Origin of the sequence: Corynebacterium sp. H127, from assembly GCF_037482665.1 — a bacterium.
In the GTDB taxonomy this organism is placed as follows: domain Bacteria; phylum Actinomycetota; class Actinomycetes; order Mycobacteriales; family Mycobacteriaceae; genus Corynebacterium.
The window spans coordinates 1-14,839 of the sequence record NZ_JBBHKY010000009.1; the positions used below are offsets into that span (position 1 = coordinate 1).

The 14,839-nt window shown below is 59.9% G+C and carries 14 protein-coding genes; 1 reads left to right on the plus strand and 13 read right to left on the minus strand.

The window, feature by feature from the left end; translation table 11 throughout:
* Window positions 1-390: 390 nt before the first annotated feature.
* The 5 genes from tyrS to WG936_RS09770 are packed head-to-tail and all read right to left on the minus strand — an operon-like array spanning window position 391 to window position 5,083.
* Window positions 391-1,650, minus strand: a complete 1,260-nt coding sequence (gene tyrS, locus WG936_RS09750) for a tyrosine--tRNA ligase (RefSeq protein WP_339564584.1) — start codon at window positions 1,648-1,650, stop codon at window positions 391-393.
* 11 nt (window positions 1,651-1,661) lie between these two features.
* Window positions 1,662-1,841, minus strand: a complete 180-nt coding sequence (locus WG936_RS09755; RefSeq protein ID WP_339564583.1) for a Trm112 family protein — start codon at window positions 1,839-1,841, stop codon at window positions 1,662-1,664.
* A gap of 26 nt (window positions 1,842-1,867) precedes the next feature.
* Entirely contained in the window at window positions 1,868-2,461 is a 594-nt protein-coding gene (locus WG936_RS09760) for a hypothetical protein (protein ID WP_339572800.1), read from the minus strand.
* Window positions 2,448-3,998 (minus strand): vWA domain-containing protein, encoded by a 1,551-nt coding sequence (locus tag WG936_RS09765; RefSeq protein ID WP_339572801.1) that lies wholly within the window; start codon window positions 3,996-3,998, stop codon window positions 2,448-2,450. Before WG936_RS09765 ends, WG936_RS09760 begins: the two co-directional genes overlap by 14 nt.
* Entirely contained in the window at window positions 3,995-5,083 is a 1,089-nt protein-coding gene (locus WG936_RS09770; RefSeq protein ID WP_339572802.1) for a hypothetical protein, read from the minus strand. The genes WG936_RS09765 and WG936_RS09770 overlap by 4 nt, the downstream gene beginning before the upstream one ends.
* Before the next feature lie 218 nt (window positions 5,084-5,301).
* On the opposite strand from WG936_RS09770, the gene WG936_RS09775 reads away from it, so the two are divergent.
* Window positions 5,302-6,459, plus strand: coding sequence for an HNH endonuclease signature motif containing protein (locus tag WG936_RS09775; RefSeq protein WP_339572803.1), 1,158 nt, complete (start codon window positions 5,302-5,304; stop codon window positions 6,457-6,459).
* Here the strand turns inward: WG936_RS09775 and argH are convergent.
* The 8 genes from argH to argC are packed head-to-tail and all read right to left on the minus strand — an operon-like array spanning window position 6,425 to window position 14,828.
* A complete protein-coding gene (gene argH, locus WG936_RS09780) occupies window positions 6,425-7,852 on the minus strand; it encodes an argininosuccinate lyase (RefSeq protein WP_339572804.1) in 1,428 nt (475 codons plus the stop codon). The genes WG936_RS09775 and argH overlap by 35 nt on opposite strands.
* Complete coding sequence (locus tag WG936_RS09785; RefSeq protein WP_339572805.1) at window positions 7,853-9,049, minus strand: argininosuccinate synthase; 1,197 nt, start codon at window positions 9,047-9,049, stop codon at window positions 7,853-7,855.
* A 41-nt stretch (window positions 9,050-9,090) separates the two neighbouring features.
* Entirely contained in the window at window positions 9,091-9,570 is a 480-nt protein-coding gene (locus WG936_RS09790; RefSeq protein WP_339564576.1) for an arginine repressor, read from the minus strand.
* Window positions 9,563-10,507 (minus strand): ornithine carbamoyltransferase, encoded by a 945-nt coding sequence (argF, locus tag WG936_RS09795; protein WP_339572806.1) that lies wholly within the window; start codon window positions 10,505-10,507, stop codon window positions 9,563-9,565. The genes WG936_RS09790 and argF overlap by 8 nt, the downstream gene beginning before the upstream one ends.
* On the minus strand, window positions 10,508-11,692 hold the full coding sequence (locus WG936_RS09800; RefSeq protein ID WP_339572807.1) for an acetylornithine transaminase: 1,185 nt from the start codon (window positions 11,690-11,692) through the stop codon (window positions 10,508-10,510).
* Complete coding sequence (argB, locus tag WG936_RS09805) at window positions 11,693-12,622, minus strand: acetylglutamate kinase (protein WP_339564573.1); 930 nt, start codon at window positions 12,620-12,622, stop codon at window positions 11,693-11,695.
* A 9-nt stretch (window positions 12,623-12,631) separates the two neighbouring features.
* Complete coding sequence (gene argJ, locus WG936_RS09810; RefSeq protein ID WP_339572808.1) at window positions 12,632-13,783, minus strand: bifunctional glutamate N-acetyltransferase/amino-acid acetyltransferase ArgJ; 1,152 nt, start codon at window positions 13,781-13,783, stop codon at window positions 12,632-12,634.
* Between the two features lie 10 nt (window positions 13,784-13,793).
* On the minus strand, window positions 13,794-14,828 hold the full coding sequence (gene argC, locus WG936_RS09815; protein WP_339564571.1) for an N-acetyl-gamma-glutamyl-phosphate reductase: 1,035 nt from the start codon (window positions 14,826-14,828) through the stop codon (window positions 13,794-13,796).
* Between the last annotated feature and the right edge of the window lie 11 nt (window positions 14,829-14,839).

Sequence of the window (14,839 nt, forward strand, 5' to 3'; positions counted from 1 at the left end):
AAAGTGATGACCGACAATCCGACGAGGAAAAACCCGCCACCACAAAAAGTTGAGTATTAAATGCTTACACAGACCCCTCCGGGCCTGCCGGCACCAACACACAACCAAAAAATCAAAAGATACAAAAAGTATCAAAATAAGTACTTGGCACACTATTGAGTTCTCAAACAACACACGCACACTGAACATCACTCCCAATGGAGCTTCGTATCAGCGACTGAAGATCAACGTTAACAAGAAGTTAATCTATTTGTCAATCTTGGTTTTCTTTGCCACCGGCCGAGCCCCTGGGGCTGCGGTCTCGCTGACTTGCAATAAGTTACGCAATTCTAACCAGCAAGACAAATCAGCACGTCAGAGGCACAATTTCGACCGGGACAATTGAACAATTTAGGAAAGCCGGGCGCCCGCAAAGTTCTTTTTGCCCTTGCGCAGCACGAGCCAGCTGCCATGCAGCAGATCCTCGGCACGAGGTTCCCACTCTTCAGCCTCAATGCGCTCGTTGTTCACGTAGGCGCCGCCCTCCTTGATCGTGCGGCGTGCTGCCCCCTTCGAATCAGCGAGGCCAGCCCCCACCAAGAGATCGATGATGGTGCGGGGCTCCCCTGCGGGCACGTCAAACACCGTGGTTTCAGACAGTGCGCCCGCCAGGGTCTTCTCATCCAGATCAGCGAGCGAAGCACGCCCGAATAGTGCCTGTGCCGCGAGCTCAACTGCGACGGTGGCGTCGTGCCCATGTACGAGGTCCGTCATTTCTTGGGCAAGCCGTCGCTGAGCCTCGCGCTTGAACGGCCGCTCCGCGACTTCAACTTCAAGAGCTGCGATTTCTTCCTGAGTGAGGAAGGTAAACCAACGCAGGTAGTCAATGACTACGGAGTCGCCGGCATTGAGGAAGTACTGGTACCAGGAATAGGCAGAGGTCTTTTCTGGGTCGAGCCAGAGCTTGCCACCGCCAGTGGACTTGCCGAACTTCTGGCCGGAGGCATCCGTAACCAGTGGAACCGTGAGCGCGTGCGTCTTCTCGCCGTCGATACGGCGGTTGAGGTCCACACCGGAGACAATGTTGCCCCACTGATCGCCGCCACCGATCTGCAGAATGCAATCATGCGAGCGACGCAACTGGACGAAGTCATTGGCCTGCAGCAGCATGTAGGAAAACTCGGTGTAGGAGATGCCGTCACTCTCCAGTCGGCGCTTGACAGTATCGCGATCCAGCATCGTATTAAGAGAGAAGTTCTTACCAACGTCACGCAGGAAGTCGATGACGGACATGTTCATTGTCCAGTCGGCGTTATTCACCATGATGGCGTGGTTATCGCCGTCGAAACGCACGAAGGCACGCAGCTGGTCTTTGATGGATTCCAGGTTGTGTTCGATCGCATCCTGGGTGAGCATGGAGCGCTCCCCGACGTCACGCGGGTCGCCGATGAAACCGGTGGCACCACCGGCGAGCGTGATGGGACGGTGTCCGAATTCCTGGAAACGGCGGAGCATGATCATCGGCACGAGGTGGCCGGCATGTAGCGAATCGCCCGTTGGGTCGAAGCCACAGTACAGCGTGATTGGGTTTTCGCAGGCTTCGCGGAGGGCGTCAATGTCGGTGGACTGGTTAATCAGGCCACGCCATTGCAGTTCGTCAATAATGTTCACAACTAGATCCTTTAATTTGCTGGTGGCCAGGCGACGGCTTCGTCGGCAAGCATGACTGGAATCCCATCATCGATGCGATAGGCAATGCCCATGCGCTCGTTGACGAGTTTCTGCTCGTCGTCGAGATAGACCAGAGGCCCCTTATCTTGCGGACATACCAGCACTTCCAGCAGTTTTGGATCAATACTCATGGTTGGAATTGTACCTTCACAGCCCCTTAGGGAGTTGTTGAACCCCCGTCCAAGTAGAGCTGAACCCCGGTGAACTTCTCTTCGAGCAGTGCGCGCTGATCCCCCAGCCCCTTGAACTTCTGCTCCACAATGGCAGTCAGAATCTTCGCGGCCTCAGTATTGAGCAGGTCGAGCGAGGAATCTAGCTCCGCTACGGCTTCTTTGCGGGCAATGTCTGGTACCTCAGCGAAAGCGGCCTCCAGTGTCGGTAAGTGCGAATAGGCGATTTCAGAGACGGTTTGCAGGAGGATTGGCTGCGCAGAAAGCTCATCCAGGTGTTTTTCCAACTCCCGGATTGTCCATTTCAATTCGCCGAGCTGGCGCAGCGAGGAACCATGCGCGCCAAGGATTCGGAAACGTTGCTCAGAGCTTTGCACTGCTTCCGCGAAGGTTTCCCCCGGGGAAATCGCGGGCGCTGCTGGCCCGCCCGGAGTTAGCACCACACCGAGTCCCCACGCGGCGATGGCGATCACCGGCCAGAAGGTACCTAGGCCAATGAGGATATGCGTCAGCACGGCTGCGATCGCAAAGACCATCCCCACCACATTTTTGCGGGAGGCAAACCAGCTATTGGTACCCACGGATCTCCTTAAACGCGCTGCCCAGATCACCCTTGGTGGCATCGAAAGTCTTTCCCTCGGTCAGATCAGCGAGCGATTCCATTTCGGCGTTATTGGATTCGCCGTAGAGGATGATGAACACCGGGATTCGGCGCCGCTCCGGGCTGAGCGAGGCATGGAACTTCTTAAAGTCCTCGAAGGTCGCGCCGGTATTTGTGGCACCGTCGGACATCAACACGATCGATGGGATCGACCCTTCCGAGTTGGGAAACTGCTGGTAGGCACTTTGCAGAGCGTCGTAGACTGCGGTTTGACCGCCGGGAACCAATCCCGCTATAGCGTCCCGCAGCGGCTGATTTTGCCGCTGGTTGTTCGTGGAATAGGTGCCGCTAATCGGCCGCGAGACCTCGCTGTCGAAGGCGATAATGGAGACTTCCTCACGATTGCGCAGTCCTACCGGGCCGGTAGCGGTGTGGGCTCGGCCGTCGACAAGCTCGGTGAGGATCGTGTGCAGGCTCTGCATTCGATCCCCCTGCATAGAGCCGGATTGGTCCAGCACAAACACCGTCTTTGCCGGGCGCCGGAGGTCATTGGCGAAGGCGAAGACGAGCTCATCTGCGACGTCCTGCCGCGCAGGGAATGGCAGTTCGATGACGGGGTTGCGCTGATGCTCCGCCAGCGGGCGGGCGTTGGGATCTGCTGGACGTCTCCCAGTATCATCCACGATCTGCTGGCTGTGCTGCTGGAGCCATTCGCCCAGCTTGGTCACCTGCGCGGTGGCTTGATCGTTGCTCGGCTCGGCCAGCGCCGCGAGCGGATAGTCGGCGGTGACGACGCCATCTGCGGGTACGACGACCTCAATGTCCATGCGACTCTTCATGTCCAGCAGCACGGATTCATAGTTGACAATGGCGTCGGTACGCTGCGGATCGGCGCTAAACGCCTCCTCCAGCCAGCCGGAAGAACCAGAGGTGAGGTTCTGTCCCGCGAAGAAGTCGCGTAGTGGACCGTTGACCTTCTCCATGTCGCTCATCTGCAGGGCCGCTCCGGTATCCGCGTGTGCCGTCGCCACTGATACCAGCGCCGAAAAGCCCGAATTACTGCGTGCGGGATCAGTCATTCCGTAGCTAAATTTCTTATCTTTCACGGCCTGGCTCACTTCCAGCCAGGTCGGCTGTTTATCGTTCCACCCCAGCTCGCGTGCCTTGTCTGCGCGCACCCCGAAGGCGATGGGCGAGGTGGCAATGCTTGTCGACGCCTGTAGCTTGTCCCCTGCCCCATAAAGGTCTACGTACTTGTTCGTGGCAAACCAGGTGGCATCGTACTGCCGATCAAAGTCGCCATTCTTCAGCGCTAGCGAATTGGCGATGGTGCCGTCGGGATAGCTGAGTTCGATGTCGAACCCCAGTTCCTCGCTTGCCTGCGCAATGATCGGTTCCATGTCCTTGAGCTCGGTTGCGGTGACAATCTTCAGGCTGTCCCCCGAGCTCAATGGGTTTTCGATCCCGCAGGCCACCAAACCCACGGCAGCGATCAGCGCGACTATTACTCTTTTCATTGCTCCGGTGCTCCTTCAGGTGGCGCGGTGCTGTTGTACTGGGCGGCAACACCCTCGATGAGCTGCTCCAGGCGTTCAAAATCTGGCGGGTTGACCGTCGGCAAGAACTCCGGTGGCGGTGTCACACCAGCCTGCTGCAGTTCCTGGTTGAAAATTCCCGGAGTGTTTGGGCGAAAGCCGTGGCGTGCAGCGAGCTTCTGCAACTCGGGGTCGTGCTGCAGGGCGTCGCCAAGCGCACTGCCCTCGTCCGTATAGCTCAGTACGGTGTGCTGCGAGGACATGGTGGGGTCCAGGTAGGCCAGCATGTCGGTCGGATTCGGTGCCTCCAGCTGTTGGCCGATGAACTGCGCTTCATAGATCATGACCATTGGGCGGGCTCCCATCCCCTGGGAAAGGTACTCGGCGAAGGGGCCCGCAGAGCTGCCACCGGTATAGCCCTGGTGGGTAAACAGCGGGCTGACCTCCTGCACTACTTTCTCAACCTCAGCGTCGGTGGCTGGGACGTTTCCGCCGTTGGCCACCCATGCGGCGATCGATAGATACATAGCGGCCGAGTTGGAGCTTCGGATATCCGTGGACGAGATCTGCACCGCTAGCGGAGATGGAAAGTCTGGAGCGATGTCACGCCAACGCTTCCCGCTCTTGGCGAGCTCCAAATACTTCTCCACATTGATGTACCAAACGCCATCCTTTTGCTGCGCAACTTGCTCCCGCTCCAGCGCGCTCAGGATGGGCTCGAAGGTGGCAATGGCCATCGGCGAGTGAAAAGGTGTGTAGGTGCCTTGCGGTTGTGTCTCCCGAGCGATCTTCTCGGCCGCGGTTGCCGACGAAGGGAACGCAGCATCGAAGTTCTTCAAGTCAGCCCGGGTGGCAATTTTGCGGGAACCGCTTGGGGTGGCTTCTACTTTTAGGCCGAGTTCATCGAGGCGGTTGATCACCGCTGGATCCGAAAAATACGGCAGCTTCTCTGAGCCCATGACCACTTTGACTGTCTTCGCCCCTCCGGCCAGTGGTGCGTCCCCACCGCCGCGCCCCAGGATCACAGCTGCCACGATTACCCCAATGAGCACTACTGCGATAAGCACTGCTCCGACGCCTAGGCCGGACCTTTTTGAGCCTCCAGAACTAGTCTCCATAATCCGATCTTATTGCTGATTAGTTCATACCGCAGCGTAAGTGGATAAACAATTAGCTACTGTGTTCGTTTACTAACAATATTACGACTGTTACTCAACCGCTATTAGCTCTTGCGTTCTAACATGATGGTGCTATAATAGGACTTAAGAACTACGGGGGTGGGGATATGATCGCGGAACTGATAGCAACGCTGAAACACGCACGTGCCAGCGTTAGTTTCGAGGACATCGGCCAATTGCAAGCGCTCAAAGAAGAAATCGCCCGCCTGGAGACCGAACTCGCCCACGGCAAGCAGCACTACGAACTCACTGATGCCGGCCTCTCCCGCCGTGCCGCGAAACTGCTCGAACGACGCGCAAGCTACTACTGGGCCGACTCCGTCCCAGTTGAAACACAGGATCTGATTCTCAACGCCCTGGAAAAGCACTCTGGTAGCAGCAAGCGCCGCCAGGAAATCTACGACCTTGCCGCCGCCACGGCGCATCGCTCCTCCCCAGAGGCGACCTTCGCCTACACCAAACGACTAGTGCGTGAGGAAAATGAGCGCCTGACCGGAGACGTCACGGCAGCCCATCGCGCGCGTCGCTTCACTATACGACGCCCAGATGCCCGCGGGGGCTGCAGCTTCTATGGCTACGCTCCCGCCGCGACCGCAGCGCTGATGGCCTCGCTACTCGACCAAGCTTTCCGCGCCGATTCCCCAAAGCAGGAGGATCCCCGCACGATCACTCAACGCAACTTCGACGCCTTTGAACACATGGTGCGCTGGGCCTCGAGTAATCGGCGGGCAGCAACCGGGCACTGTTCCCTCGTTGTCTCTGTTACTGATGGCGATGGCTTTGATTGGCGAGGAAAATTCGCCACCAACGTCGGCATCGATCTCAACTTGTTCGACATTGATTATCTCGGATCCGATCGCGTCACCGATTACATCGTGGTCCACGATCATAAGGGGGCAGTCAAGCACCTCGTGACCGGGCAACGCTGCGCCAACTGGTCGCAGCGCATATCGCTGATGGCCCGGGACCTGGTGTGCCAGCATCCCGGGTGTGATGTCCCGGCTAGTCGCTGCGACGCCCACCATGTGCGGGCCTGGTCGCGGGGCGGTTGGACCGACATCGCTAATCTCGGCCTACTATGTCGCCGCCATCATCGCCGCAATGACGACAGCGGGATTCGGCGTCATCTTCAGCTTCGGGAGGGAATCCCCTGGTGGGTTGATGATGCCGGTTACGCCAGACGCAACCGCAGCCCGGCTGCTCACCGCGCAGGCAGCAACCGGGTAATGACTAACCGCGAACCGGGTGCTCCGCCCACTTCTTAAACTCAGCGGCCGTATCCGTAACGCGAGTGCGCTGCTCTGCCACACGCACCCCAGCGGTACCACCGCGGGTCGCGCGAGAAGCCACTGCGCCTTCGACGGTGAGAACCGAACGCACGGCGGGAGTTAGCCGTGCGTCAACAGCAGCAAGCTCCTCATCCGTTAATTCATCCAGGCCCACTCCCCTGGCCTCGGCCAAGCGCACGCACGCGCCCGAGGCCTCATGAGCTTCCCGGAACGGCACACCTTCCCGCACCATCCATTCCGCGAGATCCGTGGCAAGTGTGAATCCAGCAGGCGCCAATTCCAGCGTCCGATCCTCATGGAACGTCAGCGTGGCTACCAACCCTGTGAGAGCAGGCAGCAGCAGGTTCAGCTGGGCGAAGGAGTCCACAATAGGCTCCTTGTCTTCCTGCAGGTCGCGGTTATACGCCAGCGGCTGCGCTTTCAACGTAGCCAATAAACCAGTCAAATTGCCGATCAATCGACCCGTCTTGCCGCGGGTCAATTCGGCCACATCCGGATTCTTCTTCTGCGGCATAATCGAGGATCCAGTGGACCACGCATCAGACAGCGTGACGTATCCGTATTCCGGGGTACACCAGTAGATGATCTCCTCAGCCAACCGGGACATATCCACCGCGATCTGCGCCAGCACAAAAGCCGTCTCCGAGGCGAAGTCTCGGGAGGAAGTACCGTCGATCGAGTTATCGCAGGAGGAATCAAAGCCCAGCTCGGCGGCAATTGCCTCCGGGTCCAAAGACAGTGAAGAACCTGCGAGTGCGCCGGAGCCATAAGGCGACACGGCGAGTCGCTTATCCAAATCTTGGATACGAGCAACATCGCGCAACAGCGGCTGCGCATGCGCCAACAACTGATGTGCAAGCAGCACTGGCTGCGCCGCCTGGGAGTGCGTCTTGCCCGGCATGATCGCGCTAGGGTGCGCGGCTGCCTGGGTAACGAGCGCTTCCACCAACTCCACCACCTGCACCGCCACAGAACGCACTGCGTCGCGCACCCACATGCGGAACAGGGTTGCTACTTGGTCGTTACGGGAGCGCCCTGCACGCAAGCGGCCACCGACCTCGGGACCAACGATGTCAATCAGACCGCGCTCCATGGCGCCGTGCACATCTTCGTCGGTTGGCAATGGCTTGAACGAACCCGAAGCCACGGCGGCACCAAGCTCATCTAAGCCGGACAGCATTGTGTCCAGGTCAGCGTCGGAAAGCAGGCCGGCCTTGTGCAACACGCGGGCGTGTGCCTTAGAAGCCAGCACATCATAAGGAGCCAGTACCCAGTCGAAATGAGTGGACACTGAAAGGGCGAACATCGCCTCCGCAGGGCCGCCGGCGAAGCGGCCGCCCCAGAGAGCACCTTCGTTAGTTCCGGACATTTAGGCCTCGCGGTCGCGCTTGTTGGCGATCTCCGTGGACAGCCCGTGCAGCTGCACGAAGCCCTTCGCCGCGGTCTGGTCGAAGGTGTCACCGGTGTCGTAGGTAGCCAGGTTGAAGTCGTACAGGGAGTGGTTGGAACGGCGGCCATTGATGATGATGGCACCGGCGTGCAGCACGATGCGGATATCGCCAGTGACATGCTCCTGGGTGCTATCGATGAACGCCTCCAGGGAGCGCTTGAGTGGGCCGAACCACAGGCCGTCATAGACTTCCTCGGACCAGCGGGAATCAATCAGGCGCTTGTAGCGGCCGAGCTCGCGCTCGACGGTGACGTCTTCCAGAGCTTCGTGCGCCTTGATTAGCACCATCGCGCCCGGTGCCTCGTAGATCTCGCGGGACTTAATGCCCACGAGGCGGTCCTCCACCATATCCAGGCGACCAACGCCCTGTGCACCGCCACGACGGTTGAGCTCTTCGATGGCCTCGAGGACGCTCACTGGACGGCCGTCGATAGCCACTGGCTTGCCACCCTCGAAGGAGATGATCAGCTCGTCTGGGGCGTTACCGAGGGCTGGGTCCTCGGTGTAGGCGTAGAGATCCTTGGTTGGTGGGTTCCACAGGTCCTCCAGGAAGCCGGTCTCGATGGCGCGACCCCACACGTTCTGGTCGATGGAGAACGGGGACTTCTTGGACTGCTCGATAGGCAGGTTGATTTCCTCGGCAAAGGCAATGGCCTTGTCGCGGGTCCAGGCGTAGTCGCGGGCTGGGGCGATGATCTCCAGGGAAGGATCCAGTGCACGGAAGCCGACCTCAAAGCGAACTTGGTCATTACCCTTACCGGTGCAACCGTGGGAGACGTGCGTGCCGCCATGCTCCTGGGCTGCCTTGATCAGATGCTTGACGATGAGCGGGCGGGAAATCGCGGAGACCAGCGGGTACTGCTTCATGTACATGCCGTTAGCCTTGATGGTTGGCAGGCAGTACTCGTTAGCAAACTCATCCTTCGCGTCAATAACGATGGATTCCACGGCGCCACAGTCCAGGGCACGCTGGCGGACGGACTCTATGTCCTCGCCGCCCTGGCCGAGGTCGAGGGAAACGGCGATGACTTCGCCGCCGGTCATTTTAGCCAGGTAAGGGATGGCAACGGAGGTGTCGAGGCCGCCGGAATACGCGAGAACAACGCGATTAGACATGAAATGTTTCTCCTAGGTTGATTGAAAAGCTAATAAAAAGATTATGACCGGCGGCTAAATAGCTCGCCAAGTTCCTTGCCTGACATTGGCTCTCGTGCCAGCACGAAAACGGTATCATCGCCTGCAATAGTGCCCACTACCTCGTTCATGCCCACCCGATCGATGAAGCTAGCAAGGTACTGGGCGGCACCCGGTGGTGTGCGCAGCACCGCAATGTTTCCGGTGTGGTCTACGGACACCAGCAGATCGTCGAGCATGCGACGCAGTTTTTCCTGCGGGCCGCGCGGCTGCTCGATCCGCTGGCCGTCGACAAGCCCCACGGCGTAGAACGCACGCCCGCCATCGGGGCGCACCTTCTTCGCCCCCAACTCGTCGAGATCGCGCGACAGGGTTGCCTGGGTGATGTCAATGCCCTCATCGAGGAGCAGTTCAGAAAGCTGCACCTGGCTGGAGACGCGGTAGCGTTCGAGTATCTCCAGAATGCGGGCCTGGCGCGCAGTGCGAGTTACGGGACTAGTCATTTTGATGCTCCATCAGCCATACCAACAGGGCCTTTTGCGCGTGGAGCCGATTCTCGGCCTCATCAAACACACGCGACTGCGGTCCATCAATGACGTCCGCAGTGACCTCGTTGCCACGATACGCCGGCAAGCAGTGCAGGAACACTGCCCCCGCTGCCGCACGCGCCATGACGTCACTATTGACCTGATACGGCAGGAAAGGTGTCCGCCGATCGAGGCCGTCATTTTCCATCCCCATAGACACCCACGTGTCAGTGATCACGACATCGGCGCCATCGACCACGTCCGGAGAATCACTCACGGTCACCTTCGCTCCGGTTTCCGCAGCACGAGCCTCCGCGCGCTCGCAAAAGCGTGGCTGCGGTTGGAACTCTTTCGGCGCGCAAATAGCGATGTCCATGCCCGCCGTCGCAAAGCCGATCAGGTAAGAGTTCGCCATGTTGTTATCCCCGTCGCCCAGGTACACGGCCTTCTTCCCCCGCAAACCCGCTGGCCCTTCCTCCGGGCACAGGTTCTCAACACAGGTCTGCAGGTCCGCCAGGATCTGGCAGGGGTGCAGGTCATCAGATAGCGCGTTCACGATCGGCACTGTGGCCGTCTCCGCCATCTGCTCCAGATTGCTGTGCGCGTAGGTGCGCCACACGATGGCTTCGACGAACCGCGACAGCACCGCTCCGGTGTCCTGGAAAGTTTCTCCCTTCCCCATCTGCGACTTCCCGGAATCAACAACAATCGCGTGCCCGCCGAGCTGCGCGATACCGGCGTCAAAGGAAAAGCGCGTACGGGTAGAGGTCTTATCAAAAAGCACCGCCACAGATAGTGGCCCCTCAAACGGGCGCCGAGACAGTGGCGCCGCTTTCAGCTCCGCCGCGAGCTGCAGCACCTCGGCTTGTTCCGCCGGGGTGAGGTCATCATCGGCGAGAAAATGACGAACCATTTAGGACTCCTTCTGGATGTCAGCAAGCAGCTCAGCAAGGCGCTGCGCCGCGGTGTTCAGCTCGGCTGCGGTGATCACGAGGGGTGGCGTCAGACGCAACACGCTTGCCGACGGCGCGTTCAAAATCAGCCCATACTCGGGGCCCTTCGCCACGGCTTGTTTCGCCCACTCCCCCTTGAGTACCACGCCCAGCATCAGACCACGGCCTCGGACATAGTCTACCTGCTCGATCCTGCTCAGCTGCGCAGCGAAGGCGGTGCCTTTTCGATCCACCTCCGCAACAAAGTTGTCGTCGATGATGTCCAGCACCGCATTGCCGGCCGCGCAGGCAACCGGGTTGCCACCAAAAGTGGTGCCGTGGGTGCCAGGGGTAAACAGTTTCGCCGCCGCGCCGTGCGCCAAGCACGCCCCGATCGGTAGGCCACCGCCGAGTCCCTTCGCCATGGTCACTACATCTGGGATGACCCCATCATGTTGGTGCGCAAAGAAGTCACAGGTACGACCGATCCCGGTCTGTACCTCATCGACCACGAACAAAATCCCATGCTCATCACACAGTTGACGCACCTGGTACAGGAAACCTTCTGGAGCCGGGATCACACCGGTTTCCCCCTGAATTGGTTCCATGATGATGGCTGCCACGTCGCTTGGGTTCATCTCGACTAGTCTGCGCAGATAATCGATGTCCCCGAAGGGGTAGAACTCTACGCCAGCAGGCAGTGGCTCGAAGGCCTTGCGCTTATCTGGTTGACCAGTCATCGCGAGCGAGCCCATCGTGCGGCCGTGGAAGCCGTGCTCGGCCGCGAGGATACGACGCTTTCCGGTGAGACGTGCCAGCTTGAAGGCCGCTTCATTAGCCTCCGCACCCGAGTTGCAGAAGAACACGCGCGTTTGGGCAGCCAGCTCGGTGTCCTCGGCGGCAAAACGTTGGATGAGCTTAGCCCCCAGTTCCAGGACGGGATCGGTCTGGAAGAGATTCGAGGTGTGCGCAAAGTTGGCCACCTGCTCCGAGACTGCCTTGACCACTGCGGGGTGGCCGTAGCCGAGGGAGTTCACCGCAATTCCGGCTAGCAAATCCAGGTGCGTGCGCCCTTCAGAATCGCTCAGGGTGGAACCCGCAGCGCTCACGATCTTCAGCGCCGGGGTGCCGTAGTTGTCCATCAGCGTGCTTGACCATTGCGTCATTTACTTGTCCTTCCTGAACACGGTGCCATCCGGGTAGTTTTCGCGGTCGTAGCCATCCGGCAGCACCATCGTTCCGATGCCACCCATAGTCAGCAGCTCAAGCAGGACCGAGTGCGCAATGCGCCCGTCAATGACGTGCGATGCCGCCACGCCCTTATCGACGGCGGCCAAACACGACTCCATCTTAGGGATCATGCCGGAATCCAACCCCGGCAAAATCTCCCGCAGCTTGGAGGACTTGATCGCACTGACCAGTGAATCCTTGTTCGGCCAGTTGGTGTACAGGCCTTCCACATTGGTCAGGATCACGAGGCGTTCCGCCCCGAGGGCGCCGGCGAGAGCTCCTGCTGCGGTATCGGCATTGATGTTGTACACCTCGCCGTCATCACCTGGTGCCACAGTGGAGACCACGGGGATCCTGCCGGCGTCGATGATGTCCATGATCGTGTTGGCGTTGACTTCGGTGATGTTGCCGACGAGTCCGATGTCGGTGGCAACGCCGTTGACGTCGACAAGCCGCTTTTCGGCGCGGAACAGCCCGCCGTCCTCACCGGACGTGCCGACTGCGTAGGGGCCATGCGAGTTGATCAGGTTGACCAGATCCCGGCCTACCTGGCCAAAGAGCACCATGCGGACCACTTCCATGACCTCCGGAGTGGTCACACGGAAACCGCCCTTGAATTCGCCGTCCAGGTCGAGCCTTCGCAACATCGCGGAGATCTGGGGGCCACCGCCGTGCACCACCACCGGTTTTACCCCAACGGTGCGCAGGAATACCATGTCAGCTGCAAACGCAGCCTTGAGGTTGTCATCCACCATGGCGTTGCCGCCGTATTTCACCACCACGATCTTGTCGCGGTAGTGCTGCAGCCAGGGCAATGCCTCGGCGAGGACGTGCGCCCGCTCAGCAGGGTTGAGATCGGTAGTCATGACTAGCTCCTAGCTGGAGTATGCCGAGTTGATCTCGACATACTCATGGGAAAGGTCAGTGGTGCGCACGGTGGCGGTTCCCGGTCCTGCGGTGCCGAGATCAACGCGGACGTCGATGTCGGAGCCCGAGAGATCTACCTCGCGCGCACTTGGGGTACCGGTGGTCCGCTCGCAGACGGCGTGACCGTTGAAGAACACGGAGATGTTCTCCGGGTCCATGTCTGCATCCGCCATGCCGACGGCCGCCAACACGCGCCCCCAGTTCGGATCGGAGCCAAACATCGCGCATTTGAAGAGGTTGTCCCGGCCAAGAGTGCGTGCGGCCGCAAGAGCTTGCTCGTTCGTGCTGGTGCCCTGGACAGTGATCTTGACCCGCTTGGTCACGCCCTCGGCATCACCTTGCAGCTGGTCGGCGAGGTCGGAGCATGCCTGCAATACGGCCGCTTCAAACTCCGCAACAGTCGGGGTCACACCGGACGCGCCGTTTGCCATCAGAATGACGGTGTCATTGGTTGAGGTAGAACCATCGATATCCAAAGTGTTGAATGTGAGGTTGCAGGCCTTCACGAGGGCTTCCTGGGCCACCTGTTGCGATACAGCCGCGTCGGTGGTCAGGCAGACCAGCATTGTGGCCAGGGATGGCGCCATCATGCCAACGCCTTTACCCATGCCACCGAGCTGCCAGCCCTCCCCCGCGACCAACACTTCTTTCTGCACCGTGTCAGTGGTCATGATGGCCCGCGCGGCCGCAGCACCATGATCACCGAGGTTATCCGCAAGCGTTGCGACGCCAGCGAGCACCTTCACCATGGGCATGGGCTCTCCGATGATGCCGGTAGAACAGGCCGCGACATCGCCTGGCGCAACGCCAAGTGCCGCAGCTACCGCAGCGATACTCTCCTGGGCATCTTTCTCACCTTGGATACCATTGCAGGCATTGGCGTTTCCAGAGTTGTACAGGATGGCGCGCAATTGGCCGTCGGCAAGCGCCTGCTTCGACAGCTTTACCGGCGCAGCGAAGACCCGGTTGCGGGTGAAAACGCCGGCCGCCGTGAATTCCGGGCCCTCGTTCACAACGAGCGCCATATCGGGGTTTCCAGATGGTTTGATTCCGGCGGTCGTGGCGGCGGCCAAGAATCCCTGTGGCGTGGTGATTGACATTAGTCCTCCTTTAAGGAGCCAGGCCGCTAAGAGGCAGACCAGCGGTTTCGTGGTATCCGACAGCCAGATTCATGCACTGCACGGCGGCACCGGCGGTGCCCTTGGTCAGGTTGTCGATAGCGCTGGTTACCAGCAGCACGCCAGCATCCTTGTTCGCCTCGACTTGGATGTGGACTGAGTTAGAACCAACCACGTTCTTCGTCTGTGGCTGCTCACCTTCCGGTAGCACGTGGATGAACGGCTCGTCTTGGTAGAACTGCGAGTAGATCGCGTGCGGATCTTCCTCGCTGAGCAGCGGCGCGGTGATGGTGGTGAGGATTCCACGTGGCATCGGTGCGAGCACCGGCGTGAAGCTCACACTCACCTGTTTGTCCGTCACCTCGGCCAAATTCTGCGTGATCTCGGGGGTGTGCCGGTGCTTACCAGCAGTGTTATAGGCCTTGACATTGCCCATGGTTTCCGCGCCGAGCATGGCAACGCTGGCCTTCTTGCCCGCACCGGACACGCCGGTGATAGACACCACGTTCAGGGTGGGCTCCACCAGCTGCTTTGCGACGGCAGGAAGCGCCGCGAGCGTAGCCCCCGTGGGGAAACACCCGGGGACCGCTACCCGCTTCGCGCCGCGGATTTGTTCCCGGTGTCCCGGCATCTCCGGAATACCATATGCCCAGGTGCCTGCATGCTCGGTGCCGTAGAACTTTTCCCAATCCGCAGCGTTGTGCAGCCGGAAGTCGGCGGCGCAGTCAATCACAATGACCTCTGGGCCAAGCTGCCGGGCGATCTCCGCAGAGAATCCATGCGGCAAGCCCAGGAACACCACGTCGTGGCCTGCAAGGGTATCTTTGTTGGTATCAACCAGACGTCGTTGACGCAGTTGTGGCAGGTGTGGCATCAAGTCGCCGAGTAGCTGGCCAGCATTGGAGCTGCCAGTCAGGGCGCCGATGGTCAGTTCCCCAGAAGCATACGCCGGATGATTGAGTAGCAGGCGGAGAATCTCCCCGCCTGCGTATCCCGAAGCACCAGCGATGGCCACATTAATAGTCATGCCGACCAGGC

Bases quoted from the DNA above. Each gene is read 5' to 3' on its own strand.
- WG936_RS09800 (WP_339572807.1), bottom strand. From the start codon at position 11,692: ATGACGCAATGGTCAAGCACGCTGATGGACAACTACGGCACCCCGGCG.
- argJ (WP_339572808.1), bottom strand. From the start codon at position 13,783: ATGTCAATCACCACGCCACAGGGATTCTTGGCCGCCGCCACGACCGCC.
- WG936_RS09755 (WP_339564583.1), bottom strand. From the start codon at position 1,841: ATGAGTATTGATCCAAAACTGCTGGAAGTGCTGGTATGTCCGCAAGAT.
- argH (WP_339572804.1), bottom strand. From the start codon at position 7,852: ATGTCCGGAACTAACGAAGGTGCTCTCTGGGGCGGCCGCTTCGCCGGC.
- WG936_RS09785 (WP_339572805.1), bottom strand. From the start codon at position 9,049: ATGTCTAATCGCGTTGTTCTCGCGTATTCCGGCGGCCTCGACACCTCC.
- WG936_RS09775 (WP_339572803.1), top strand. From the start codon at position 5,302: ATGATCGCGGAACTGATAGCAACGCTGAAACACGCACGTGCCAGCGTT.
- WG936_RS09765 (WP_339572801.1), bottom strand. From the start codon at position 3,998: ATGAAAAGAGTAATAGTCGCGCTGATCGCTGCCGTGGGTTTGGTGGCC.
- WG936_RS09790 (WP_339564576.1), bottom strand. From the start codon at position 9,570: ATGACTAGTCCCGTAACTCGCACTGCGCGCCAGGCCCGCATTCTGGAG.
- argB (WP_339564573.1), bottom strand. From the start codon at position 12,622: ATGACTACCGATCTCAACCCTGCTGAGCGGGCGCACGTCCTCGCCGAG.
- argF (WP_339572806.1), bottom strand. From the start codon at position 10,507: ATGGTTCGTCATTTTCTCGCCGATGATGACCTCACCCCGGCGGAACAA.
- argC (WP_339564571.1), bottom strand. From the start codon at position 14,828: ATGACTATTAATGTGGCCATCGCTGGTGCTTCGGGATACGCAGGCGGG.